The organism is Streptomyces sp. NRRL S-646 (assembly GCF_000720765.1).
In the GTDB taxonomy this organism is placed as follows: Bacteria; Actinomycetota; Actinomycetes; order Streptomycetales; family Streptomycetaceae; genus Streptomyces.
In genome coordinates this window covers 49,492-74,405 of record NZ_JODC01000025.1, presented here as the reverse complement: position 1 = coordinate 74,405, position 24,914 = coordinate 49,492, and the positions used below count along the sequence as shown (strand labels likewise).

Annotated in this window: 23 protein-coding genes; 17 read left to right on the top strand and 6 right to left on the bottom strand. The window is 71.2% G+C overall.

Annotation, left to right across the window (positions count from 1 at the left end):
* Positions 1–4 precede the first annotated feature (4 nt).
* Positions 5–1,387: an FAD-binding oxidoreductase gene (locus tag IH68_RS0143065; protein ID WP_030947550.1), complete on the bottom strand. Its 1,383-nt coding sequence runs from the start codon at positions 1,385–1,387 to the stop codon at positions 5–7.
* A 66-nt stretch (positions 1,388–1,453) separates the two neighbouring features.
* Positions 1,454–3,256 carry a glycoside hydrolase family 15 protein gene (locus tag IH68_RS0143060; RefSeq protein WP_030947548.1) on the bottom strand — a complete coding sequence of 601 codons (1,803 nt, stop codon included), beginning with the start codon at positions 3,254–3,256 and terminating at the stop codon, positions 1,454–1,456.
* 508 nt (positions 3,257–3,764) lie between these two features.
* Between IH68_RS0143060 and IH68_RS0143055 the strand changes: the two genes are divergently transcribed.
* The 15 genes from IH68_RS0143055 (at position 3,765) to IH68_RS0142985 (ending at position 20,781) form a co-directional block, all read left to right on the top strand.
* Positions 3,765–5,432 carry a CTP synthase gene (locus IH68_RS0143055; protein WP_030947545.1) on the top strand — a complete coding sequence of 556 codons (1,668 nt, stop codon included), beginning with the start codon at positions 3,765–3,767 and terminating at the stop codon, positions 5,430–5,432.
* Between the two features lie 95 nt (positions 5,433–5,527).
* Positions 5,528–6,154 (top strand): NUDIX domain-containing protein, encoded by a 627-nt coding sequence (locus IH68_RS0143050; RefSeq protein WP_030947543.1) that lies wholly within the window; start codon positions 5,528–5,530, stop codon positions 6,152–6,154.
* Between the two features lie 162 nt (positions 6,155–6,316).
* Positions 6,317–8,389 (top strand): tetratricopeptide repeat protein, encoded by a 2,073-nt coding sequence (locus IH68_RS0143045; RefSeq protein ID WP_030947541.1) that lies wholly within the window; start codon positions 6,317–6,319, stop codon positions 8,387–8,389.
* A gap of 135 nt (positions 8,390–8,524) precedes the next feature.
* Complete coding sequence (ald, locus tag IH68_RS0143040; protein WP_030947540.1) at positions 8,525–9,649, top strand: alanine dehydrogenase; 1,125 nt, start codon at positions 8,525–8,527, stop codon at positions 9,647–9,649.
* 380 nt (positions 9,650–10,029) lie between these two features.
* Positions 10,030–11,205, top strand: coding sequence for a ParA family protein (locus IH68_RS0143035; protein ID WP_078912869.1), 1,176 nt, complete (start codon positions 10,030–10,032; stop codon positions 11,203–11,205).
* Entirely contained in the window at positions 11,190–11,771 is a 582-nt protein-coding gene (locus IH68_RS0143030) for a hypothetical protein (RefSeq protein WP_078912868.1), read from the top strand. The genes IH68_RS0143035 and IH68_RS0143030 overlap by 16 nt, the downstream gene beginning before the upstream one ends.
* 591 nt (positions 11,772–12,362) lie before the next feature.
* Positions 12,363–13,328 carry a segregation and condensation protein A gene (locus IH68_RS0143025; protein ID WP_420719035.1) on the top strand — a complete coding sequence of 322 codons (966 nt, stop codon included), beginning with the start codon at positions 12,363–12,365 and terminating at the stop codon, positions 13,326–13,328.
* Positions 13,325–13,978, top strand: a complete 654-nt coding sequence (scpB, locus tag IH68_RS0143020) for an SMC-Scp complex subunit ScpB (RefSeq protein ID WP_030947529.1) — start codon at positions 13,325–13,327, stop codon at positions 13,976–13,978. Before IH68_RS0143025 ends, scpB begins: the two co-directional genes overlap by 4 nt.
* The gene (locus IH68_RS0143015; protein WP_030947521.1) at positions 13,978–15,099 is read left to right on the top strand and encodes a pseudouridine synthase; all 1,122 of its coding nucleotides are present in this window, start codon (positions 13,978–13,980) and stop codon (positions 15,097–15,099) included. Before scpB ends, IH68_RS0143015 begins: the two co-directional genes overlap by 1 nt.
* 106 nt (positions 15,100–15,205) lie before the next feature.
* On the top strand, positions 15,206–16,168 hold the full coding sequence (locus IH68_RS0143010; RefSeq protein ID WP_030947518.1) for a sigma-70 family RNA polymerase sigma factor: 963 nt from the start codon (positions 15,206–15,208) through the stop codon (positions 16,166–16,168).
* Positions 16,165–16,719: a TIGR03086 family metal-binding protein gene (locus IH68_RS0143005; RefSeq protein WP_030947515.1), complete on the top strand. Its 555-nt coding sequence runs from the start codon at positions 16,165–16,167 to the stop codon at positions 16,717–16,719. Before IH68_RS0143010 ends, IH68_RS0143005 begins: the two co-directional genes overlap by 4 nt.
* Positions 16,720–16,773: 54 nt before the next feature.
* Positions 16,774–18,210 carry an MFS transporter gene (locus IH68_RS0143000; protein ID WP_030947513.1) on the top strand — a complete coding sequence of 479 codons (1,437 nt, stop codon included), beginning with the start codon at positions 16,774–16,776 and terminating at the stop codon, positions 18,208–18,210.
* Positions 18,211–18,277: 67 nt separating this feature from the next.
* Positions 18,278–19,009, top strand: a complete 732-nt coding sequence (locus IH68_RS0142995) for an NUDIX hydrolase (RefSeq protein ID WP_030947512.1) — start codon at positions 18,278–18,280, stop codon at positions 19,007–19,009.
* Complete coding sequence (locus IH68_RS0142990; protein WP_030947511.1) at positions 19,006–20,028, top strand: ADP-ribosylglycohydrolase family protein; 1,023 nt, start codon at positions 19,006–19,008, stop codon at positions 20,026–20,028. Before IH68_RS0142995 ends, IH68_RS0142990 begins: the two co-directional genes overlap by 4 nt.
* A 3-nt stretch (positions 20,029–20,031) precedes the next feature.
* Positions 20,032–20,781 (top strand): DNA polymerase beta superfamily protein, encoded by a 750-nt coding sequence (locus IH68_RS0142985; RefSeq protein ID WP_030947508.1) that lies wholly within the window; start codon positions 20,032–20,034, stop codon positions 20,779–20,781.
* Here IH68_RS0142985 and IH68_RS0142980 read toward each other — a convergent pair.
* From IH68_RS0142980 to IH68_RS0142965, 4 genes are read right to left on the bottom strand one after another with little or no spacing between them, the layout of a single operon-like run.
* On the bottom strand, positions 20,713–21,450 hold the full coding sequence (locus IH68_RS0142980) for a DNA polymerase beta superfamily protein (protein ID WP_030947506.1): 738 nt from the start codon (positions 21,448–21,450) through the stop codon (positions 20,713–20,715). The two genes, IH68_RS0142985 and IH68_RS0142980, sit on opposite strands and share 69 nt — an antisense overlap.
* A gap of 22 nt (positions 21,451–21,472) precedes the next feature.
* Entirely contained in the window at positions 21,473–21,880 is a 408-nt protein-coding gene (locus IH68_RS0142975) for a Rieske (2Fe-2S) protein (RefSeq protein WP_030947503.1), read from the bottom strand.
* Complete coding sequence (locus IH68_RS0142970; protein WP_030947501.1) at positions 21,877–22,461, bottom strand: DUF6529 family protein; 585 nt, start codon at positions 22,459–22,461, stop codon at positions 21,877–21,879. The genes IH68_RS0142975 and IH68_RS0142970 overlap by 4 nt, the downstream gene beginning before the upstream one ends.
* Positions 22,462–22,486: 25 nt before the next feature.
* The gene (locus tag IH68_RS0142965) at positions 22,487–23,143 is read right to left on the bottom strand and encodes a hypothetical protein (RefSeq protein ID WP_030947498.1); all 657 of its coding nucleotides are present in this window, start codon (positions 23,141–23,143) and stop codon (positions 22,487–22,489) included.
* A 232-nt stretch (positions 23,144–23,375) separates the two neighbouring features.
* Here IH68_RS0142965 and aroH point away from each other — a divergent pair, with 232 nt between their 5' ends.
* Positions 23,376–23,738: a chorismate mutase gene (gene aroH, locus IH68_RS0142960; RefSeq protein ID WP_030947495.1), complete on the top strand. Its 363-nt coding sequence runs from the start codon at positions 23,376–23,378 to the stop codon at positions 23,736–23,738.
* Positions 23,735–24,820, top strand: coding sequence for a prephenate dehydrogenase (locus IH68_RS0142955; protein WP_030947493.1), 1,086 nt, complete (start codon positions 23,735–23,737; stop codon positions 24,818–24,820). The genes aroH and IH68_RS0142955 overlap by 4 nt, the downstream gene beginning before the upstream one ends.
* Positions 24,821–24,914: the final 94 nt, after the last annotated feature.

Sequence of the window (24,914 nt, the reverse complement as noted above, 5' to 3'; positions counted from 1 at the left end):
GCCCTCAGGCCGGCCTGATGTTGTGGTTGAAGCGGAAGACGTTGTCCCGGTCGTAGCGCCGCTTCAGCTCGGCCAGCCGCCGGGTGTTCTCGGCACCCATACCGGCGACCACCCGCTCGGGGCCCTCGTCGCCGATGAAGTTGAGGTAGACGGCGCCGGTGCTCCACGGCCGGACGTCGTCGCGCACGTCCCGCACCCACCGCAGGCACCGCTCGTCGTCCGCCGGGTCCTGCCAGATGCCGAAGGGGTGCACCGCCCACGGCGCGTCCCGATAGGGCACGGGGTACTCGTGCGGACCGTCCGCGATCGCGCCGCCCTGCGGGAGCAGCACGTACTGGACGCCCGTCGGCACGGGTATCGCCTCGCCGCGGGCGCAGTAGACGTCCACCAGGTCGTCGGGCAGGCCCGTCAGGTAATCCGCGGACCAGTAGTTCCGCAGGCCCGGCGGATCGTCGAGCAGGCACTGAACCTCGGCGTACGGCATGGCGCCGACGACCTCGGCCTCGTGCGGCAGCGCCAGCAGCGGCTCGGCGAGCTTGCGCAGGTCCTCCTCGGGACCCGCGTACGTCAGCAGCGCGCCGCACATCAGACGGCCGACCAGCTGGGGCGGCACGAAATCGGCCGGCGGGCCGGTGACATACACGGCCATCCCGGACGCCTCGACCGGGGCGGCCGTGATGATCTCGCGGTACGTGCGCACCACCTCGCGGCCGAAGGCCGGCAGGTACATCACGAACGCGACGGAGAACACGGGCAGTTCGTGCAACTTCAGGGTCAGTGCGGTGACGACGCCGAAGTTGCCGCCTCCGCCGTGCAGGCCCCAGAACAGCTCCGGGTTCTCGTCGGCGCTCGCGTGGATCCGCTCGCCGTCGGCGGTGACCAGCTCGACGCCGAGCAGATTGTCGACCGCCAGTCCGCACCAGCGGTCCAGCCAGCCGGTGCCGCCGCCGAGGACGAAGCCGCCGACGCCGGTGGTGGAGGCCCGGCCGCCGGTGGTCGCCAGGCCGTACGGCTCGGTCGCGCGGTCCAGGTCGCTCATGGTGGCGCCGCCCGCGATGCGCACCGCCTCGGCCGCGGGGTCGACGCTGACGGCGCGCATATGGCGCAGGTCCACGACCAGCCCGCCGTCGTTCACCGCCATACCCGCCACGCTGTGCCCGCCGCCCCGCACGGCGATCTTCAGGTCCAGCTCCCGGCCGAAGCGCACGGCCCGCACGACGTCGGCCTCGTCCACGCACTGCGCGATCACCGCCGGCCGCCGGTCGATCAGCGCGTTGAAGACCGCCCGGGCCTCGTCGTAGCCGACATCCCCCGGGGCGAACACATCGCCGACCAGATCCTCACGCAGCGCGGCGAGGGCCGCGCCCGCCTTCGATGGGGAAGCCATGGGGCGCCCCCTTCCGTACAGGGGCTGATGGATCCAGCGTAGGCGGGCGCGGCTCGGCGGTCCTGTTCAGCCGCCGTACGCCCCGGAGGCCGTCAGGCGCAGTGCCGTGTCGATGAGCGGGACGTGGCTGAAGGCCTGCGGGAAGTTGCCGACCTGGCGCTGGCGGCGCGGGTCCCACTCCTCGGCGAGCAGCCCGAGGTCGTTGCGGAGCGCGAGCAGCTTCTCGAACAGCTTGCGGGCCTCGTCCACGCGGCCGATCATCGCCAGGTCGTCCGCCATCCAGAACGAACAGGCCAGGAACGCCCCTTCGTCACCGGGCAGGCCGTCGACGCCCTCGCTGGAACCCTCCGTCGGGTAGCGCAGGATGAAGCCGTCCGGCGTGGACAGCTCGCGCTGGATCGCCTCGATGGTGCCGATGACGCGCTTGTCGTCGGGGGGCAGGAAGCCCATCTGCGGGATCAGCAGCAGCGAGGCGTCCAGCTCCTTCGAGCCGTACGACTGCGTGAAGGTGTTGCGCTCCTTGTCGTAGCCCTTCTCGCACACGTCCCGGTGGATGTCGTCGCGCAGCTCGCGCCAGCGCTCCAGCGGGCCGTCCGCGTCGCCGGACTCGATCAGCTTGATCGTGCGGTCGACGGCGACCCAGGCCATGACCTTGGAGTGCACGAAGTGGCGGCGCGGACCGCGCACCTCCCAGATGCCCTCGTCCGGCTCGTCCCAGTGCTGCTCCAGGTAGCGGATCAGCTTGAGCTGCAGCAGGGAGGCGTAGTCGCTGCGGGCCAGGCCGGTCATGTGGCCCAGGTGCAGGGCCTCGGTGACCTCGCCGTACACGTCCAGCTGGAGCTGGTGGGCGGCGCCGTTGCCCACCCGCACCGGCGCGGAGTTCTCGTAACCCGGCAGCCAGTCCAGCTCCGCCTCGCCGAGCTCGCGCTCGCCCGCGATGCCGTACATGATCTGCAGGTTCTCGGGGTCGCCGGCGACCGCCCGCAGCAGCCACTCGCGCCAGGCGCGGGCCTCTTCGCGGTAGCCGGTGCGCAGCAGCGAGGACAGGGTGATCGCTGCGTCGCGCAGCCAGGTGTAGCGGTAGTCCCAGTTGCGGACGCCGCCGATGTCCTCGGGCAGGGAGGTCGTCGGGGCGGCGACGATGCCGCCGGTCGGGGCGTACGTCAGGGCCTTCAGCGTGATCAGCGAGCGGATCACCGCCTCGCGGTACGGGCCGTGGTACGTGCAGTGCTCGACCCACTCGCGCCAGAAGTCCTCGGTCGCCTCCAGCGAGGCCTCCGGTTCCGGCAGCGGCGGCGGCTGCTTGTGCGAGGGCTCCCACGAGATGGTGAACGCGATCCGGTCACCGGGAGCGACCGTGAAGTCCGAGTACGTGGTCAGCGACTTGCCGTAGGTCTCGCACTCGGTGTCGTACCAGACCGAGTCAGGGCCGGCCACGGCGACCGTGCGGCCGTCGTGCTTGTGCACCCACGGCACGACCCGGCCGTACGAGAAACGCATCCGCAGGGCCGAGCGCATCGGGACGCGGCCGGAGACACCCTCGACGATGCGGATCAGCTGGGGGGCGCCGTCACGAGGGGGCATGAAATCGGTCACCCTGACCGTGCCGCGCGGGGTGTCCCACTCGGATTCCAGGATCAGGGAGTCGCCCCGGTAGCTGCGCCGGGCCGCGGTGGGCGGCTGGGCGTCGGAGGCGTGGGCGGGGCCGAGCCGCCAGAAGCCGTGTTCCTCGGTGCCCAGCAGGCCGGCGAAGATGGCGTGCGAGTCGAAGCGGGGCAGGCACAGCCAGTCCACTGTGCCGTCCCGGCAGACCAAGGCGGCGGTCTGCATGTCTCCGATGAGTGCGTAGTCTTCGATGCGCCCGGCCACGTGCAACTCCAGTCGAACGGCCACGTCACCCCCGCGAAAAGGGGGCTGTCGCTAGTGCGGTCAAGGGGTCGTTGTAATGCGTCGTTGAGCGGTGAAGCAAAGCAGTCGTCCTGGCCGTGTGGCAAAACGACAATTGATACTCAACGAACTGACGAGCTCTCGTTGTTCCGGTCATCACGTGCGGGGGTGGTGACGTGTACCCGGCCGGGCTCGGCAGCGAGTGTCCGAGCAGGATACGACGCACGTAGATGATCTGCGTGCCGCTCCGGGCAACCCGAATAGGCCGAACGGGTGAGCAACGGGTGAGAAACGCGAAGGACCGTGCGGGTCTGTGGTGACTCGTGTGTGGTGCGTGGCCGGAAGCCATCTCCTCCGGGCGCTGATACCCTGGTAGCCCGTGGACCGGTGGGCACGAAACCCCCGAACCGCAGCGACGGCACCCCCGGAAATCTCCGGTCGGCAGCCGCACAGCACCCCAGACCGCGACCACGGGAGCCCCCCTTTGGCCATGCCGCCCGTTGCTTTCCGAAGCAGCACAGCCACGACGACCAAGCACATCTTCGTCACCGGGGGTGTCGCCTCCTCCTTGGGCAAGGGCCTCACCGCCTCCAGCCTGGGCATGCTCCTCAAGGCGCGGGGCCTGCGGGTCGTGATGCAGAAGCTCGACCCGTACCTGAACGTCGACCCGGGCACGATGAACCCCTTCCAGCACGGTGAGGTGTTCGTCACCAACGACGGCGCCGAGACCGATCTGGACATCGGACACTACGAGCGTTTCCTCGACCGTGACTTGGACGGCTCCGCCAATGTCACTACAGGCCAGGTCTACTCGACGGTGATCGCCAAGGAGCGGCGCGGCGAGTACCTGGGCGACACCGTGCAGGTCATCCCGCACATCACCAACGAGATCAAGCACCGCATCCGGCGTATGGCGACCGACGAGGTCGATGTCGTCATCACGGAGGTCGGCGGTACGGTCGGCGACATCGAGTCGCTGCCGTTCCTGGAGACGGTCCGCCAGGTCCGCCACGAGGTCGGCCGTGACAACGTCTTCGTCGTCCACATTTCCCTCCTGCCGTACATCGGCCCGTCGGGAGAGCTGAAGACGAAGCCGACCCAGCACTCGGTTGCGGCCCTGCGCAACATCGGTATCCAGCCGGACGCCATCGTGCTGCGCTGCGACCGCGAGGTCCCCACCGCGATCAAGCGCAAGATCTCCCTGATGTGCGACGTCGACGAGGCCGCCGTGGTCGCCTGCCCCGACGCCCGCTCGATCTACGACATCCCCAAGACCGTGCACGGCGAGGGCCTGGACGCCTATGTCGTCCGCAAGCTGGACCTGCCGTTCCGTGATGTGGACTGGCGGACCTGGGACGACCTGCTCGACCGCGTCCACAACCCCGACCACGAGATCACCCTCGCGCTGGTCGGCAAGTACATCGACCTGCCCGACGCCTACCTCTCGGTCACCGAGGCGCTGCGGGCGGGCGGCTTCGCCAACAAGGCCCGCGTCAAGATCAAGTGGGTCACGTCCGACGACTGCAAGACCCCGGCCGGCGCCGCGGCGCAGCTCGGCGACGTCGATGGCATCTGCATCCCGGGCGGCTTCGGCGACCGCGGTGTGCTCGGCAAGGTCGGCGCGATCAAGTACGCCCGCGAGCACAAGATCCCGCTGCTCGGCCTCTGCCTGGGCCTGCAGTGCATCGTGATCGAGGCCGCGCGCAACCTGGCCGGCATCACCGACGCCAACTCCACGGAGTTCGACTCCGCCACCGGCCACCCGGTCATCTCCACCATGGCCGAGCAGCTCGACATCGTCGCCGGCGAGGGCGACATGGGCGGCACGATGCGGCTGGGCATGTACCCGGCCAAGCTGGCCGAGGGCTCGATCGTGCGCGAGGTCTACGACGGCAAGGAGTACGTCGAGGAGCGCCACCGGCACCGCTACGAGGTGAACAACGCCTACCGCGGGGAGCTGGAGAAGAAGGCCGGCATCCTGTTCTCCGGCACTTCGCCCGACGGCAAGCTCGTCGAGTACGTGGAGTACCCGCGCGAGACGCACCCTTACCTGGTGGCGACCCAGGCGCACCCCGAGCTGCGCTCCCGCCCGACCCGGCCGCACCCGCTGTTCGCGGGTCTGGTGAAGGCCTCGGTCGAGCGGAAGAATTCCAAGTAACACACCAGTTGTACGGTGGCCGGGGCGCTCGCATTCAAAAGGTGAGCGCCCCGTTTCACTCGGCGTGTGTGGCAAAGCGTGCGGAAGGACAGGGCATGACGATCAAGGACACCTCCGAGGAGTGGGAGATCCGGGCGACGGAGACCCCCTTCGTGGGCAACAAGACCTCCGTGCGTACGGACGACGTGGTCATGCCCGACGGACATGTGGCCCGCCGCGACTACCAGGTCCACCCCGGCTCGGTCGCCGTCCTCGCCCTCGACGACGAAGGCCGGGTCCTGGTCATCCGCCAGTACCGCCACCCCGTGCGCCACAAGCTGTGGGAGATCCCGGCCGGCCTGCTCGACGTGCCCGGCGAGAACCCCCTGCACGCCGCCCAGCGCGAGCTGTACGAGGAGGCGCACGTCAAGGCCGAGGACTGGCGTGTGCTGACCGACGTCTACACCACCCCCGGCGGCTGCGACGAGGCCGTACGCATCTTCCTCGCCCGTGACCTGTCCGAGGCCGAGGGCGACCGCTTCGAGGTCGAGCACGAAGAGGCCGACATGGAACTCGAGCGGGTGCCCGTCGAGGAGCTCGTACGGGGCGTCCTGGCGGGCGAGCTGCACAACAACTGCCTTGTCGTGGGCGTCCTTTCGCTGATCGCCGCACAGCAGAGGGACGGGCTCGACGCACTGCGCCCCGCAGAGGCGCCGTGGCCCGCGCGTCCCTTCGAGTCCTGAACGCGACCCCTACCGCACCGGTGTGACGATCGGCTGATCCGATCGGGGGACGTGCCCGCCGCGCTCCGCCAGGATCGTTGCAGAGCGTGAACTAGGCTCTGTTGATGCCCGGTACCGGAGTCCCGGCGGGCTTGCGCGTGCGGTGGGACGGGAGTGTGGCCCGTGACGGATCAGACGGTCAACACAGACGGTGTACGGCTGTCGGGGCACGCTGCTGACGAGAGCCGGTTCCTGGGCCGTACAAGGGAGTTGAAGGAACTCCGCGCCGACATCGAGCGGGCGGGCCTGGACACCCTCTCCGGCCGCAAGGCCCCACGCGCGCGCGTACTGCTCATCGCGGGCAGGCCCGGTTCCGGACGCACCGCCCTCGCCGAGGAACTGGTGCGGCAGGTTGCGGACCGTTACGACGACGGGGTGCTCCGGGCGCGGCTGAGTGAGCCCGACGGCACGCCCGTCCCCCTCGGGCAGACCGCCCGCGGACTGCTCGCCGCGCTGAAGCTGCCCACCCCCGCCGGGGCCGCCGCCGACGACCTGGCCGAGGCGCTGCGCACCGCCCTCGCCGACCGCCGGGCCCTGGTACTGCTCGACGACGCGGCGGACGCCGAGCAGGTGGACGCCCTGCTGCCGGACACGCCGGACTGCCTGGTGGTGGCCGTGTCGAGCGGTCCCCTCACCGGTATCTCCGACGTGCGCCCGTGCACTCTCGGCGGTCTCGACACCAAGTCCGCCCTGGAGCTGCTCACCCGGCACACCGGCTCGGTCCGCATCACCGTCGACCCCCGTGCCGCCGAGGGCCTGGTCGAGGAGTGCCAGGGCCACCCGGCCGCGCTGACGCTGGCGGGCGGCTGGCTCGCCGCCCGCCCCAAGGCGGCCGTCGCCGACCTGGCCAAGCATCTGCACACGGAGGGTGAGGGCACACCCCTCAGCCGGGTCTTCGGGCTCGTCTACACCTCGCTGCCCGCGCCCTCCGCCCGGATGCTGCGACTGCTCGCCCTCGCCCCGGCCGGCCTGGTCGACCCGCACACCGCGGCCTCGCTCGCCGGCTGCTCGGTCGGCGACGCCCACGCCGCCCTGGACGAGTTCGTCGCCCTCGGCCTGCTGCGGGCCGCGGACTCGCCGTTGCCGCAGTACGAGGTGCCGGGCTGTCTGCACCCCCTTCTGAAGGCGCTCGCCCAGAGCCAGGACCGCCCCGGCGAGCTGCAGCTGGCCCGCGCCCGCATGCTGGAGCGGACGGTACGGCTGCTGCAGTCCTGCCGGGTGATCACCGAGACGGACAGCCCCGAGGCGCGCGAGAAGCTCCAGGGCATGCCGCGCGCCGTGCGCTTCCCGAGCCCCCGGGCCGCCGAGGAGTGGCTGCGCCTGCGAAGGCCCGCACTGCTGGCCGCGGCCCGGCTGGCCGTCGCGGACGGGGAACTGGACACCCTCGCCCGCCGTCTGATGTCCCAGCTGGTCAAGGCCATGGTCGCGCACTTCGGCACCCGGGCCGCCGCCCCCGACCTGTACGGCATCCACCGGCTCGTCCTGGATGTGGCCGAGCGGCGGGATCTGCCCCGCGAGAAGGCCGCGGCACTGCTGAACCTCGGCGACCTGGACGCCCAGACCGGCCGCACGACGGAGGCGCTGGCGCGCTATCGGGCCGCGCTGGATGCCGGACGGGAGGCAAATGACCCGTACGCGAGCGGCCGCGCAATGGAATCCGTAGGCGGTGCGCATCTGGAGCTCGGGGACTACGACCGGGCCGCCGACTGGTTCGGCCGCGCCCTCGCCGAGCGCCTGGCCCGGGGCGAGCGTGCGGCCGCCGCCCGGCTCTACGGCCGTATCGCCGCGGCCCACACCTATGCGGGCCGCTACGGCGAGGCCCAGCGGGGCTGGCGCACGGCGATCGCCCGGCACCGCAAGAACGGCGACATCGCCTCCCACGCCCGGGCGTTGAGCGAACTCGCGCGCGTCCAGGAGTACGCGGGACGGCCCGAGGAGTCGCTGCGCACCTGCCACGAGGCGGTGGAATGGGCGCGGCGCGCCGAGGACGTACGGCTGCAGGCGGCGCTGCAGCTGCGCCTCGCCGACACGCTGGAACGCCTGGGCGATTCCGCCTCCGCTCAGCTGCACCGGGGCACGGCCGAGCGGCTGCTGGGGGAGGAGCGCGAGGACGGTGAGCAGGAGCCGAAACCCCTTGAGTCCTTGAAACAGGAAGATGACACCTGCGAAATCCGTAGTACATCCGACGAAGATTGATGCAATGAAAGGCTAGACAGAGAGAACGCCTTCATTAGACTGGCTCTGCCGCACCTTCTCCTGCGGTGTCTCCCGGTGTGCTCATGCATGCCTGGGTATGTGTTGTATTGCCCCACATCCACTGAGCCAAGGACCGTGATCGACGTGAAGGTCGGCATCCCCCGCGAGGTCAAGAACAACGAGTTCCGGGTGGCCATCACCCCCGCCGGTGTGCATGAGCTCGTGCGCCACGGCCACCAGGTCGTCATCGAGCACGGCGCCGGTGTCGGATCGTCGATCCCGGACAGCGAGTACGTCGCCGCCGGTGCGCAGATCCTGCAGACCGCCGACGAGGTGTGGGCCGCCGCCGACCTGCTGCTGAAGGTCAAGGAGCCCATCGCCGAGGAGTACCACCGGCTGCGCAAGGGCCAGACGCTCTTCACCTACCTGCACCTGGCCGCCTCCAAGGAGTGCACCGACGCGCTCATCGAGTCCGGCACCACGGCGATCGCCTACGAGACCGTCGAGCTGCCGAACCGCGCGCTGCCGCTGCTCGCTCCCATGTCCGAGGTCGCGGGCCGCCTCGCCCCGCAGGTCGGCGCCTACCACCTGATGCGCTCGGCCGGCGGCCGTGGCGTGCTCCCCGGCGGTGTCCCCGGCACCCAGCCCGCGAAGGCCGTCGTCATCGGCGGTGGCGTCTCCGGCTGGAACGCGACGCAGATCGCGGTCGGCCTGGGCTTCCACGTCACGCTGCTCGACCGCGACATCAACAAGCTGCGCGAGGCGGACAAGGTCTTCGGCACCAAGGTCCGGGCGATCATGTCCAACTCCTTCGAGCTGGAGAAGGCCGTCCTGGACGCCGACCTGGTCGTCGGCGCGGTCCTCATCCCGGGCGCCAAGGCCCCGAAGCTCGTCACCAACGAGCTCGTGTCCCGCATGAAGCCCGGCAGTGTCCTTGTCGACATCGCGATCGACCAGGGCGGCTGCTTCGAGGACTCCCGTCCCACCACGCACGCCGAGCCGACCTTCAAGGTCCACGACTCGGTCTTCTACTGCGTCGCCAACATGCCGGGCGCGGTGCCCAACACCTCCACCTACGCGCTCACCAACGCGACGCTGCCCTACATCGTCGAACTCGCCGACCGCGGCTGGGTGGAGGCACTGCGCCGCGACCCCGCGCTCGCCAAGGGGCTCAACACCCATGAGGGCAAGGTCGTTTACCGCGAGGTCGCAGAGGCGCACGGCATGGAGCACGTGGAGCTCGAGAGCCTGCTCGGCTGAGCCTCGGCCGAGCGGCGAGTCGTCGAGCCGCTAAGTCACCATTCGGTAAAAGGCGATACGTCAACACAGGTCGTCAACAGCGCACATCCGGCCGGACCTTGCCCGACAAGGTCCGGCCGGATGTGTGTATGGTCACTTTGCGGCTCTAGGTCAACTCGCCTCGAACGTAACCCTTCGACCGATTCGCACACCCGCGAAACCTGCCGTGCGACGGCCGTACGCCCTTGACAGAGGGATGTTTCATTGCCGACACATCCTGCCGGGTCCGGCGGATTGTGTTGCTGCGGACGCCCGACACGCCATAGAGTCGCCAACCGTCGGCATGGTGTCACGCCGACCTGTCTAGAAGTTTCCTGGTCACCAAGGAGGTAAGACGACTTGTGAATGAGTCGACATTTTCTCCCGGGGGTGGTCAACCAGGAGCGCCTGTACGGGACCAGGGTCCCGCGGGGTTCGAGGCTGTCGGCTCCGTTGCTGTGCGCACTTTCGCAGCCCGACAGAGCCCGGGTCCCCAGGTGATCCGGACAGCACACAAGAGCATGGATGGCCATCACGTGAACGCCATGGCCGGCGACGGAAGTGGCGCGCCCCACAACCACCTCGCCGACTACGACGAACTGCCCGAAGGGCACTTCTACGACCCCGACGCGGAGTACGAGCCCGACCCCGAGTACGCGGCCACGCTCGCGCCCGACGCTGCCCGGCAGCGCCGTGAGCGCATCGGCCCGACCGGACGTCCGCTGCCGTACTTCCCGATCCCGGGCCCGCTGACCGACCACGGGCCCGCGAAGATCATCGCGATGTGCAACCAGAAGGGCGGCGTCGGCAAGACGACGTCGACCATCAACCTGGGTGCCGCGCTCGCGGAGTACGGACGCCGCGTGCTGCTCGTGGACTTCGACCCGCAGGGCGCGCTGTCGGTGGGCCTCGGCGTCAATCCGATGGAGCTCGACCTCACCGTCTACAACCTGCTCATGGAGCGGGGGATGGCGGCCGACGAGGTGCTCCTGAAGACGGCGGTCCCGAACATGGACCTGCTGCCCAGCAACATCGACCTGTCCGCCGCCGAGGTGCAGTTGGTCTCGGAGGTCGCGCGCGAGTCCACGCTCCAGCGCGCCCTCAAGCCCCTCATGGCCGACTACGACTACATCGTGATCGACTGTCAGCCCTCGCTGGGTCTTCTGACCGTGAACGCGCTGACGGCCGCCCACAAGGTGATCGTGCCCCTGGAATGCGAGTTCTTCGCACTGCGCGGTGTCGCGCTGCTGACGGAGACGATCGAGAAGGTCCAGGAGCGGCTCAACCCGGAGCTGGAGCTCGACGGGATCCTGGCCACGATGTACGACTCGCGCACGGTCCACAGCCGCGAGGTCCTGGCCCGTGTGGTCGAGGCGTTCGACGATCACGTCTACCACACGGTCATCGGACGCACGGTCCGCTTCCCGGAGACCACGGTCGCCGGTGAGCCGATCACCACGTACGCCTCCAACTCCGTCGGCGCCGCCGCCTACCGTCAGCTCGCCAGGGAGGTGCTCGCCCGGTGTCACGCCGAGTGAGTCTGCCGGGGGCCGACGAACTCTTCCGTACGACAGGGGGAACGGCGCTCCAGCCGTCCACTCCGCGGCGGGGGGCCAACGGCGAAGCCCGTGTGCCCGCGCCCGCGGGGGAGAGCGACCCGGCCGCGGCCGTGTCGCCCGAGGACGCACCGCAGTCGGTGCCCGCGCAGGGCGGCGACGGCGAGGGCCCGGAGCACGTGGCCGCGGAGCCGGAGCCGGCCGACGCCGGTGAGTCCCGCAGCCGTGCCGCGGGCCAGGAGCGCTCCGGGCGACGTCAGGGGGCGCAGGAAGGTTCTGCCGCCACCGGCGCCCAGCCCCGCAAGCGCGGCCGGTCCTCGCCCTCGCGCCGGCCCAGCGGGCGCGAGCGGCACGACGAGAAGATCACCGTGTACGTGTCCGCCGAGGAGCTCATGGACCTGGAGCACGCACGCCTGGTGCTCCGCGGTGAGCACGGCCTTGCGGTCGACCGCGGGCGGATCGTCCGCGAGGCGGTCGCCGTGGTGCTGGCCGACCTGGAGTCCCGCGGGGACGCGAGCATCCTCGTACGCCGGCTGCGCGGGCGGTAGCGGTAGCCTGCGGGGGCCATGACCTCGAACGACGCTCCCACCCCCGGCGCCCCCGCCGGCCGTCGTCGCGCGCTGGGGAGGGGCCCGGGCGCGGGCGCTCCGCGGGGCGAGCGGCCAACACCGCCCACGGAGGAGTCGCCCGCCGCGGAGCTTTCGGCGGCGGAGGCAGCCCCTGAGCAGGCCGCCGGGCGTGAGGCTGCGGGCCCGGCACCGACCCGTGAACCCGAGCCGCAGGCAGTGTCCCCGGAGCAGGCCCGTGCCCCTGAGCCGGGTGCCGTGGGACCGGAGCCGGTTACCACACGGGAGCTCCAGGCTTCGGGGCCGGATCGTGAGCCTGAGCCGGGTGCCGTGCCACTGGAGTCGAGTCCTGACCGGGAAGCCGTGGCCGCGGAGCCGCCGCGTGAGCCCGTGCGGGAGGCCGTGACGCCGGAGTCGGTTTCTGAACCGAAGACTGCGGGCCGGGCGTTGGTCTCCGAGCCCGTGCTGGAGGCCGTGGCCCGAGAACTGATCCCGGAGCCGGAGACCCTGGCCTCGGAATCGGTTCCCGTGCCGGATGCTGCGGGCCGGGAATGGGTCCCCGAGCCGGAGGCCGTGGCCCTGGAGTCGGCCCCCGCGTCGCAAGCTGCAGTCCCGGAATCCTTTGCCGATCAGCACGGCGTGGCCGTTGCCCCCGAGTCCTTCGCCGAGGCAGGCACCGTCGTCCCGGAAGCGGAAGCGGAAGCGGAAGCCGTGTCCGAGGACGCCCCCGGTGACGGTGTCTTCAAAGTCAGGCTCTCCAACTTCGAGGGGCCCTTCGATCTGCTGCTTCAGCTGATCTCCAAGCACAAGCTGGACGTCACCGAGGTCGCGCTGTCCAAGGTGACCGACGAGTTCATGGCGCACATCCGGGCGATGGGGCCGGACTGGGACCTGGATCAGACGACCGAGTTCCTCGTGGTCGCGGCCACCCTGCTCGACCTCAAGGCCGCCCGGCTGCTGCCCTCCGCCGAGGTCGAGGACGAGGCCGACCTCGCGCTCCTGGAGGCGCGGGACCTGCTGTTCGCGCGGCTGCTGCAGTATCGCGCCTACAAACAGATCGCCGACATCTTCAACCGGCGGCTGGACGAGGAGGCCCGGCGTTATCCGCGTACCGTCGGACTCGAGCCCCATCACGCCGAACTGCTGCCCGAGGTCGTCATCAGCATCGGGGCGGAGGGCTTCGCGAAGCTCGCCGTGAAGGCGATGCAGCCCAAGCGCAAGCCGCAGGTGTACGTGGACCACATCCACGCACCGCTGGTCAGCGTGCAGGAGCAGGCCGGGATCGTGGTCGCGCGGCTCAAGGAGCTCGGCGAGGCCAGCTTCCGGGCACTGGTCGAGGACACCGATGACACCCTCACCGTCGTGGCGCGATTCCTCGCCCTGCTGGAGCTGTACCGGGAGAAGGCCGTCGCGCTCGACCAGGAGACGGCGCTCGGCGAGCTGATCGTGCGTTGGACCGGCGGCGAGGGCGAAGACCGGCCGATGGTGACCGACGAATTCGACCGACCGCCCGAGCCGCCCAAGGAGGACAAGGCGTGAGCGAGGACACCACCGGCCTCCCGGCAGGCCTGCGCACCGTCGCCGACCTCGACCTCAAGCCCGCCCTGGAGGCCGTCCTCATGGTCGTGGACGAGCCCGCGACCGAGGAACATCTCGCGAAGATCCTCCAGCGGCCCAAGCGGCAGGTCGGGGACGCACTGCGGGAGCTGGCCGACGAGTACGCGGTGCAGGGCCGCGGATTCGAGCTGCGGCTGATCGCCGGCGGCTGGCGTTTCTACTCCCGGCCCGAGTACGCGGCGGCCGTCGAGGGCTTCGTCCTGGACGGCCAGCAGGCCCGGCTCACCCAGGCCGCCCTGGAGACCCTCGCTGTCGTCGCCTACCGGCAGCCGGTCAGCCGCAGCCGGGTCTCGGCCGTACGAGGAGTCAACTGCGACGGGGTCATGCGCACCCTGCTGCAGCGGGGTCTGGTCCAGGAGGCGGGCACGGAACCCGAAACAGGTGCGATCCTGTACACGACGACGAACTACTTCCTGGAGCGGATGGGCCTGCGTGGTCTGGACGAGCTCCCGGAGCTCGCGCCCTTCCTCCCGGAGGCGGAGGCGATCGAGGCCGAGACGCTGGAAGGGGTTCCGTCGTTCGATCCGGACGCTCCGGATTCGGAAGACGCAGACGACAAGACGGAAATTTGATGCGAAGCAGCAGCGGCAGGAACAGCAGCGGAAACAACGGCGGGAGCCGTGGTGGCAACAGCGGCGGCCGCGGCGGGAGCAGCGGGGGCCGCGGCAACCCCCGTGGCGCCGGCAAGAACCGCGACGACAAGCCGGGCGGGCGGCCGAGCAAGCCCCGCCCCGAGGAGCGCCGCTACGACGTGGGCCCCGGCGCCTCCCCGGAGGGCCCCAAGTCCGGGCGCGGCGCTTCGGCGCGCGGTGGGGCCAAGGGCGGCCCGAAGCAGTCCCCGGGCACCGGGCGGGGGCGTTGGGCGCCCGCGACCTCCCGTGAGTACGACGCCCGCGCCGAGGAGCGCAACCGGGAGCGGTACGCCGGCAAGAAGGACGTCAAGCTCCCCAAGACCTTCCCGGGCGCCGAGCAGGAGGGCGAGCGACTCCAGAAGATCCTCGCGCGCGCGGGCTACGGCTCCCGGCGTGCCTGCGAGGAGCTGATCGAGCAGGCCCGCGTCGAGGTCAACGGCGAGATCGTCCTGGAGCAGGGCAAGCGGGTCGACCCGGAGAAGGACGAGGTCAAGGTCGACGGCCTGACGGTCGCGACGCAGTCGTACCAGTTCTTCTCACTGAACAAGCCGGCCGGTGTCGTCTCCACCATGGAGGACAACGAGGGCCGGCAGTGCCTCGGTGACTACGTCACCAACCGTGAGACGCGGCTCTTCCACGTCGGGCGGCTGGACACCGAGACCGAGGGCGTGATCCTGCTCACCAACCACGGTGAGCTGGCGCACCGGCTGACCCACCCCAAGTACGGCGTGAAGAAGGTCTACCTCGCGCACATCGTGGGCCCGATCCCGCGCGACCTGGGCAAGAAGCTCAAGGACGGCATCCAGCTGGAGGACGGGTACGCGCGTGCGGACCACTTCCGGGTCGTCGAGCAGACCGGCAAGAACTACCTGGTCGAGGTGACCCTCCACGAGGGCCGCAAGCACATCGTGCGGCGCATGCTCGCCGAGGCCGGCTTCCCGGTCGACAAGCTGGTGCGGGTCGCCTTCGGGCCGATCACCCTGGGCGACCAGAAGTCGGGCTGGCTGCGGCGGCTGTCGAACACCGAGGTCGGCATGCTGATGCAGGAAGTCGACCTGTAGGCCCTGCGGGTGCTGTGAACGGCCGGTTCCGGATCTTCTCCGGGGCCGGCCGATTCGTTTTCGGCCCGCCGCCGGTCTGTACTCGTGACCGGCGAGAGGAATGGCCATGCCTGCTACGACGACGGACCGCGACGAGTTCGTCCGGCTGACGGACCCGTACCGGCGGGAGCTGCTCGCGCACTGCTACCGGATGCTGGGCTCGGTCGACGAGGCCGAGGACCTGGTGCAGGAGACGTATCTGCGGGCCTGGCGGTCCTACGAGGGCTACGAGGGCCGCGCGTCCCTGCGGACCTGGCTGCACCGGATCGCCACCAACACGTGTCTGACGGCTCTGGAGAGCCGCGCGAGGCGTCCGCTGCCCGCGGGGCTCGGCGGGCCGTCACAGGCGCCTGAGGAGCCGCTGAGGGCCCCTGCGACGGATGTTCCGTGGCTGCAGCCGCTGCCCGACTCGCTGGTCGACCCGGCGACCGTCGTTGCCGCCCGCGGCAGCCTGCGGCTCGCGCTGGTCGCCGCGCTGCAGCATTTGCCCGCCCGGCAGCGGGCCGTGCTCATCCTCCGGGACGTGCTCGCCTGGCGGGCGCCCGAGGTCGCCTCGCTGCTCGGGACCTCGACGGCCGCCGTCAAGAGCAGCCTCCAGCGCGCGCGTGCCCGGCTCGACGAGGTCGCCCCCGACGAGGACCTCGTCGTCGAGCCCGAGGGCGCCGCGGACCGCGAGGTGCTCGACCGGTACATGGCCGCCTTCGAACGCGCCGACATGGACGCGCTGCTCGACCTCCTCCAGGACGGCGTCGAGCTGGAGATGCCGCCCAACCTGGAGTGGTTCCGCGGCAAGAAGGACGTGCTGCGGTTCCTGCATGCCAGGGGTCACGGGGAGGGCAGCTACCGGATGCTGCCCACGCGCGCGAACGGACAGCCGGCCGTCGTCATGTACGTGCGCGGGGTGGACGGCGTGCTGCGGGCGCACTCCGTGCAGGTGCTCACCGTGCAGGGCGGCACACTGGCCCGCATCACGGCCTTCATCGACCTGGCGCAGGTCGCCCGCTTCGGGTTCCCGCGGGTGCTGTCGTGAACTGCGGTGAGCTGCTGGAGCGTTCGCTCGCCTACGCGCTGGGCAGCATCGCCGGGGTCGGGCCCGGGAGTCTGGAGCGGGGCACCCCGTGCGCGGAGTGGGACCTGGGGGAGCTGCTCGGGCACCTCGACGACTCGCTGGACGCTCTGCACGAGGGGCTGACCGGCGGGCGGATCGCGCTGACGCCGGGGCGCCCCGGGGGAGATCTCGCCTGCGCGTTCCGCACGCGCGCGTGTGCCGTGCTCGGCGCCTGGGCGGCCGGGCCGGGGGAGCGGGTGCTGGTGGGCGAACTGCCGCTGGACGTACGGGTGATGGCCGCCGTGGGGGCGGTGGAGATCGCCGTGCACGGATGGGACGTGGCGCAGGCCTGCGGGCGGCCCCGGCCCATACCGGGCCCGCTGGCGGCCGAGCTGCTGCCGGTGGCGCAGTGCGTGGTGGCGCCGGCGGACCGGGGCGTGCGGTTCGGCGCGCCCGTGGCCGTACCGCTGCACGCGGGGCCCGAGGCGCGCCTGCTGGCCTTTCTGGGGCGGTGCGATTCCTTTCCGGGGTGAGGGTGGTCTGCCTTCCGTGAGCGACCTCAAGAGCTCATGGAAGGAACCCCCGTCATGACCGACACACTGAGTGTCTCCGTACGCAAACCACCCGCCGAACCGGCCCCGCACCGACGCGTGTGGACCGTCCTTCTCGCCGGGCTCGGCGCCCTGCTGTGCTCCCTGGACGTCGTGGTCGTAGCGACCGCGCTGCCCGCCCTGCGGGCCGATTTCGGGGCGAGCCTGTCGGACCTGGAATGGACGATCAACGCCTACAACCTGGTCTTCGCCTGTCTGACCCTGACCGGCGCCGCGCTCGGCGACCGTTTCGGGCGGCGGCGGATGTACCTCGCCGGGCTCGCCGTCTTCACCCTCGGCTCGGCCGCCTCCGCCCTGGCGGGCGGCCCGGGCCAGCTCATCGGCGCCCGCGTGGTGCAGGGTGCCGGCGCGGCCGTACTCCTGCCGCTCACCCTGACCCTGATCAGCGAGGCGTTCCCGGCCGAGAAGCGGGGCGTCGCCATCGGTGTGTGGGGCGGGGTGACCGGGCTCGGGGTGGCCGCCGGGCCGGTGCTGGGCGGGGCCGTCACCGAGGGCCTGTCCTGGCAGTGGATCTTCTGGCTGAACGTACCCATCGGCCTTGCGATGCTGCCGTTCGCCGCCACCAGGCTCCGTGAGAGCTATGGCACCCGGCCCCAACTCGATCTCGTGGGACTGGTGTTGGCGGCCGTCGGCCTGACGGGGCTGGCCTGGGCGCCGGTCCGGGCGCCGCAGGCGGGCTGGGGAAGCGCCGAGGTGCTGACCGCGCTCGCCGCCGGGATCGTGTTCCTGACCGCCTTCCTCCTCTGGGAGCGCAGGGGAGCCCGCTATCCGATGCTGCCGCTCGCGCACTTCCGCAACCGCGGCTTCTCCGTCGCCAACGCGGCCGCCTTCCTGGTCTTCGGGTCCCTCCTCGGCGCCCTCTTCATGATCACGCAGCTCTTCCAGACCGGGCTCGGCTACTCCCCGCTGGAGGCGGGCGTGCGCGTCCTCGTCTGGAACGCGATGCCACTCCTGGTCGCCCCGGTCGCGGGCGCCCTCGCGGACCGCTTCGGCACCCGGCCCTTCATGTTCGGCGGACTGGCCCTGCAGGCGCTGGGCCTCGCCCTGCTGGCCTCGCAGGTCGAACCCGGTGTCGGCTACGGGCAGTTGGTCGTCCCGCTGATCATCGCCGGCATCGGCATCTCCATGGTCTTCCCGAGCGTCGCCAACGCCGTGACCTCCGCCGTCCCCCTCGGCGACGCGGGCGTCGCGGCCGGCGTCAACAACGCCCTGCGCGAACTGGGCGGCGTCTTCGGCATCGCCGTCGCCGCCCTGGTCTTCACCCGGTACGGCGGCTACGGCTCACCCGCCTCCTTCCTGGACGGCTGCGCACCGGCGCTGTGGGTGTCGGCCGGGGCGGCGGGAGTCGGAGCGGTGGTGGCGGCCTTCGCGCCGTCGCGGGCCCAGGAGGCAGCGCTCGCCCGGGAGCTGTGACGCGGGGCTTGTGCAAAGCACCCACCCTCTTTATAGTCGTACTGACTATTAATGGGGTGGGTTGCGCATGGCCTTCGACAAGGCGGGCTACGACAAGTACGCCTACGAGCCCTTCGCCGTCACCGTCGACCTCGCCGTCCTCACCATCCGCGCCGGCGCCCTGCATGTGCTGCTCGTCGAGCGCGGACAGGAGCCCTACGCCGGTCACTGGGCGCTGCCCGGCGGCTTCGTGGAGCCGCGGGAGTCGGCGGAGACGGCCGCCCGGCGCGAACTCGCAGAGGAGACCGGCCTCGCGGACGTCACCGGGCTGCATCTGGAGCAGCTGCGGACCTACAGCGAACCCGACCGCGACCCCCGGATGCGGGTCGTGTCCGTCGCCTTCACCGCGCTGCTGCCCGACGCGCCCGAGCCGCAGGCCGGCAGCGATGCGGCGCGGGCGAGCTGGCTGCCGTACGACTCGGCCCGGCCGCTCGCCTTCGACCACGACACGATCCTGGCCGACGCCCATGAACGGGTCGGCGCCCAGCTCGAGTACACCTGTCTCGCCACCGCCTTCTGCCCGCCCGAGTTCACGCTCGGCGAGCTGCAGCACGTCTACGAGACGGTGTGGGGCACCGCCCTCGACCGGCCCAACTTCCGCCGCAAGGTGCTCGCCACGCCCGGCTTCGTCGAGGCCGTGCCCGGCGCCGCCCGGCTGACCGGCGGCCGCGGCAAACCCGCCGCGCTGTATCGCGCCGGACCGGCCGGCGCACTACACCCGCCCCTCCTCCGACCGTCCCGGGAAGGACGTCCCGCATGACTGCCACCATCGTCGACAAGCAAGCAGCCACCGGGGCGCTGACCGGCCTCGCACTCGGGGACGCGCTCGGCTTCCCGACCGAGTTCGACGACGTGCCGTCGATCCTCGCCAAGCACGGGCCGTGGCGGCAGATGCGGCTGCCCACGCCCGCGATCGTCACCGACGACACGCAGATGACGCTGGCGCTGGGCCGGGGCCTGCGCACGGCCATGGACCGCGGGGTGCTCGCCCCGAAGCGGCTGGAGCGGCCGCTGCGCGAGGAGTTCGTCGACTGGTACCAGTCGCCGGAGAACAACCGGGCGCCGGGCAACACCTGCCTGCGGGCCTGCAGCCTGCTGAAGGACGAGAGCCGCCCCTGGCAGGACGCCAGCCAGATCGGCTCCAAGGGCTGCGGCGCCAACATGCGGGTCGCGCCCGTCGGACTCGTCCCCGGCCTGAGCGACGAACAGCGGGCGGGCGCCGCCCAGTTGCAGTCCGCCCTGACCCACGGGCACCCGACGGCGCTCGCCGCCTCCGACCTCACTGCCCGTGCGGTACGGCTGCTCGCCCAGGGCGCCGAGCCGACCGGACTCGTCGGCCTGCTGCGGTCGTACGCCATCGAGAACCGCAGCCGCTACCACCACACCTGGCTCGGCGACCTGTGGACCCATGCCGGCGACGCCACCCCCGAGGAGTACATCGCGCGCGGCTGGGACGAGTGCCTGGAGATCCTCGGCCGCCTTCAGGACGCCGTACGCACGGTCTCGACGGAGACCGACCCGTGCCTGGCCACCGGCGCGGGCTGGATCGCCGAAGAGGCCCTGGCCACCGGCCTGTTGTGCTTCCTTCTCCTCGTCGACGAACCGGTGACGGCCATCCGCCGGGCCGCCTGTACATCCGGCGACTCGGACTCCATCGCCTGCCTGACGGGCGCCTTCGCGGGCGCGTATCTGGGCGCGGACGCCTGGCCGACCGAGTGGGCCGACCGCATCGAATACCGGAGCGACCTGCTGACCCTCGGTGCCCTCTGGGACGCTTGAGCCATGATCGACGCACTGGACCTCGACCTGACGCCGGTGGTCGCCGAACAGCCCGACCCGGTGCTGTTCGCGACCGTCTCCGGCGCACACCTCTACGGCTTCCCGTCGCGCGACTCGGACGTGGACCTGCGGGGCGTGCACCTGCTGCCCACGGCGGACCTGCTGGGGTTGCGGGAGCCGGACGAGACCCGGTCCCGGATGTGGGACCGGGACGGCGTCGAACTGGACCTCGTCACGCACGACCTGCGCAAGTTCGTACGGCTGATGCTGCGCCGCAACGGCTATGTGCTGGAGCAGCTGCTCTCGCCCCTGGTCGTGCACACCACCGACGCGCACGGCGAGCTGGCCGCGCTCGCGCCCGGCGTGCTCACCGGTCATCACGCCCACCACTACAGGGGGTTCGCCAACACTCAGTGGCGGCTCTTCGAGAAGACCGGTGAGCTCAAGCCGCTGCTGTACACCTTCCGGGTCCTGCTCACCGGCATCCACCTGATGCGCAGCGGCGAGGTGCAGGCCCATCTGCCCACGCTGCTGGCGGAGTCGGACGCCCCCGCCTACCTGCCGGAGCTGATCGCGGCGAAGGCGGAGCAGGAACACGGGGGTGCCGATGTCGACCACGCGCGCGTGCAGGCGGACGTCGAGCATCTGCACGGCGTGCTCGACGCGGCGCAGGAGACCTCGGCGCTACCCGATGCCCCGACCGTGTACGACGCCCTGCACGACTTCGTCATACGCATCCGGCTGGAGCGCTGAGGCGCGGCGGACGCGGACGAGGAAGGCCTCGACGCGGGCCCGGTCCGGCTCCTCGGGGAGGGGACTGTGACGCGATGCCTCGTCGGCCTCCGCGGCCAGGCGGTTCATCCAGGACTCGACCTCCGGCCACGGGACCTCGCCGCGCTTCACGGCCAGGAGGGGCTCGCGCCGGTCGCCCACGTCGATGCTGAGGGCACCCGTGCGCAGCAGGTCGCGGGAGCTCATCAGCAGGCGCAGCAGGTGCATGGCGTGCTTCCAGCGCGGGGCGCCGTGCGTGCGGACATCCGCCTCCAGCTTCTTGCGCTGGCCCAGGGCATAGCGCGTGAACGTCTCGTGGGCCCGGCGGGAGAGGAACGCCCCGCGCAGCGCGAGGAGTTCGCGGCCGGTGTCGTCGACGTACTCCACGAGCGGGGAGTGCAGGCACTCCAGGATGTTCGGGTTGGCGCGCAGGGCGAGCTCGCAGAAGCGCTCCAGCTCCCAGCCGAACTGCTCCTCGGCCGGGCCCTCGACATGCGTCGGCGGCTTGTCGAAGCGCCAGAACAGGGGAGTGGGGGCCACGAACACGCCCCTGCGGTCGGTGTCGCTGCCGTCCGTCGCCAGACCGAAGGCGCGCGAACCCATCACGCAGGCGTAGACCGTGTGGTCGCGCACCAGGATCTCGGGAAGCATGTCCCGGAGCGTACGCGGCGCCTCACGCCAGGCGGATCGAATTTCCCTCCACCTTGATCTGCTCCGCGGGCAGCGGCTTCGGTGCCGGGCCGCCGGCCACCGAGCCGTCGGCGATGCGGTACTTGCTGTGGTGGCACGGGCATTCGATGATGCCGTTCGAGACCGTGCCGACGGTGCAGCCCTGGTGGGTGCAGATCGCCGAGAAGGCCTTGAACTCGTCCTTCTTCGGCTGGGTGACCACGACCTTCTCGTCCTTGAAGATCTTGCCGCCGCCGACGGGGATCTCGGAGGTCTTCGCCAGTTCCTGTCCGCCGGAGGCGTTCGCGGAGGATCCGGAGTCGCTGTTGTCGCCGTACTTGCTGCAGCCCGCGGCGAGCGTCGCCGCGCCCGTCGCGAGGAGAACCGTGCGCCGCGTCGAGCGGTGGGTCATGTCGTCACTCCGAACGTGCGGAAGAACCAGAGGGCGGACGTCAGCCAGATGAGGGTGAGAACGGTGAAGACCAGCCCGCCGACGAGCGGCAGCAGCCAGCCGGGGAGCCGCTGAGAGCGAAGCAGCAGCATCTTGGCACTGAAGGCACCGAAGAAGAAGCAACCCAGGGCAGAGTGCCACATCACGCGCGTTTCGTAGGTCTGGTAGCCCAGCGCGTACAGGCAGTGCACGGCGACCGGGACCGCCACCAGGAACGCGATCCGGCCCGACCAGCGGTGCAGCGCCGACGCCCAGCGCGGGCCCGGCAGCTTGCCGTACACCATGAACGCGCTGACCAGCTGTACGAGCGCGAAGAAGAACGCGGTCGACGCCAGCCACGACTTCACCGCGCCCGTGCTGCTGAACCCGGCCAGGTTGAAGGCCGTCCCGGTGGGGTCGTGGACCTTGCCGTACACGCCGAGGCCGACGGCCACCGCGGCGGCGACCAGGGCCGGGACGAGATAGCGGGCGGGGCCCGGGGCACGATGGGCGGGTCCGGAAGGCGGGAAGCTCTGGGTCGCGGCGTTCGGGTCGACGGTCATGGTGTCGTCTCCCAGGTCAGGAGGATTAAGGAGTTACGGGTTGTGCCGTCAGCCGCTGTCCGTCGACCGTCACCGCGCCCGTCTCGGGGTCGATGGCCGGCGCGGCCGAGGGCGCTCCGTCGCGGGTGACGATGCCGACCTGCTTGCCGCCCGGCAGGACGATCCAGCCGCCGGCGATCCTGGCGCCGGCGACCTGGCTGTTCGCCCGGTAGATCCCGGACGGCTTCTTCGCCTTGTCGATGGTGAAGGCGTAGTGCCCGCCGCCGACCTCGGCCGCGCCCCGGATCTGCTTGCCCCGCACCGCGCCGTTCAGCTTCGCTCCGTGGTCACCGGTCAGGCGCAGGCTGCCGTCGTCCTTCACCGTGCCCTTCAGCCACGACTCGATGTTGTGGCCGTCGCAGAAGTACGCGATCGCCTTGCCTCCGCGCAGCGAGACCGCCACGGCGGACGAGTCGTCGTCGGTACGGCCGGTGTAGACGCCCTGGGGCGCGGCCGCCCGCGACGGCGACGGACTGGGCGACGTGGTGGTCCTGGAGGGAGTCGGCGAGGCCGTGACGCCGGGCGACTTCTCCTTGTACGTGGACGAGGCGCTCTTCGTCCCCGTCGTCGCGTTCAGCGACAGCATGAACAGGCCGAGCAGCAGTCCCGCGAGCAGGGTGAGCAGCGGTCCAGGGCGCTTCATACGGGCCTCCCCCGAGGCGAGTGTCCTGCCATCAGAGCGGACCGGCGGCCCCGACGTAAAGAGGCGCACAGGGGCGAGCCATCCCAAGTAGCGAAATTGGGGCGATTCAGTGACATTGGCAGGGCATCGGAGCCGCCGTCTCAGCGGGCGGGCGTCGCGCACCCGCCCGCCGCGGGCTGACTAGGCTGGATGGTCGAGGAAACCGATCCGTACATCAGCGAGGAGCAGAGCCGTGGCGGTACGAGCGGTCCGGGGAGCCGTCCAACTGGAACGGGACGAGGCCGGGCATATGGACGAGCAGGTCGGGGCCCTGCTCACCGCCATCCTCGAGCGGAACGCCCTGACCGCCGACGACCTGATCAGCATCTGGTTCACGGCCACACCCGATCTGCACAGCGACTTCCCGGCGGCCGCCGCCCGCAAGCTCGGCATCGTCGACGTACCGCTGATCTGCGCCCAGGAACTGGACATCGCGGGCGCCATGCCGCGCGTCGTGCGCGTCCTGGCGCACATCGAGTCGGACCGCTCCCGCGCCGACATCGCCCATGTCTACCTCGGCGCCGCGGCCGCCCTGCGCAAGGACATCGCCCAGTGAGAACCGCGCTCGTCATCGGCACCGGGCTCATCGGTACGTCCGCCGCCATCGCCCTGTCCCAGCGGGGCGTCGTCGTCCACCTCGCCGACCACGACCCCGAGCAGGCCCGTACGGCCGCCGCGCTCGGCGCCGGCACCGACGAGGCCCCCGGCGGGCCGGTCGACCTCGCGATCGTCGCCGCGCCTCCCGCCCATGTGGCCGGGGTGCTGGCCGACGCCATGCGCCGGGGTGCGGCCCGCGGCTACCTCGACGTGGCCAGCGTCAAGGGCGGCCCGCGCCGCGAGCTGGAGGCGCTGGGCCTGGACCTGTCCGCGTACATCGGCACCCACCCCATGTCGGGCCGCGAGAAGTCCGGCCCGCTGGCGGCGACCGGTGACCTCTTCGAGGGCCGCCCCTGGGTGCTGACGCCGACCCGGGACACCGACACCGAGGTGCTGAACCTCGCCCTGGAGCTGGTCTCGCACTGCCGGGCCGTCCCGGTCGTCATGGACGCCGACGCCCACGACCGCGCGGTGGCGCTGGTCTCGCACATGCCGCACCTCGTCTCCAGCATGGTCGCCGCGCGCCTGGAGAACGCCGAGGAGGCGGCCGTACGACTGTGCGGTCAGGGCATCCGCGACGTGACCCGGATCGCCGCCTCCGACCCCCGGATGTGGATCGACATCCTCTCCGCGAACCCCGGCCCGGTCGCCGACCTGCTCTCCGACGTCGCCGCCGACCTGGACGAGACGGTGCAGGCACTGCGGTCCCTGCAGTCCTCCGACGAGGCCAAGCGCGGTGAGGGCGTCCTGGGCATCGAGGACGTCCTGCGGCGCGGGAACGCCGGCCAGGTGCGGGTCCCCGGCAAGCACGGGTCCGCTCCACGGGCGTACGAGGTCGTGGCCGTCCTCATCGACGACCAGCCGGGCCAGCTGGCGCGGATCTTCGCCGACGCGGGCCGGGCTGGGGTCAACATCGAGGACGTACGCATCGAGCATGCGACCGGCCAGCAGGCGGGTCTGGTCCAGCTGATGGTGGAGCCGCAGACGGCACCGGTCCTCACGGCGGCCCTGCGGGAGCGAGGGTGGGCGATCCGGCAGTGACCAACCGCACCCCTGCACAGTGATCCCCGGGATCATCCGCCTGTAAGAAGGGTTCCGGCGAGCCAGTAACCTTGTTCAGGGCACGATCGCGGCC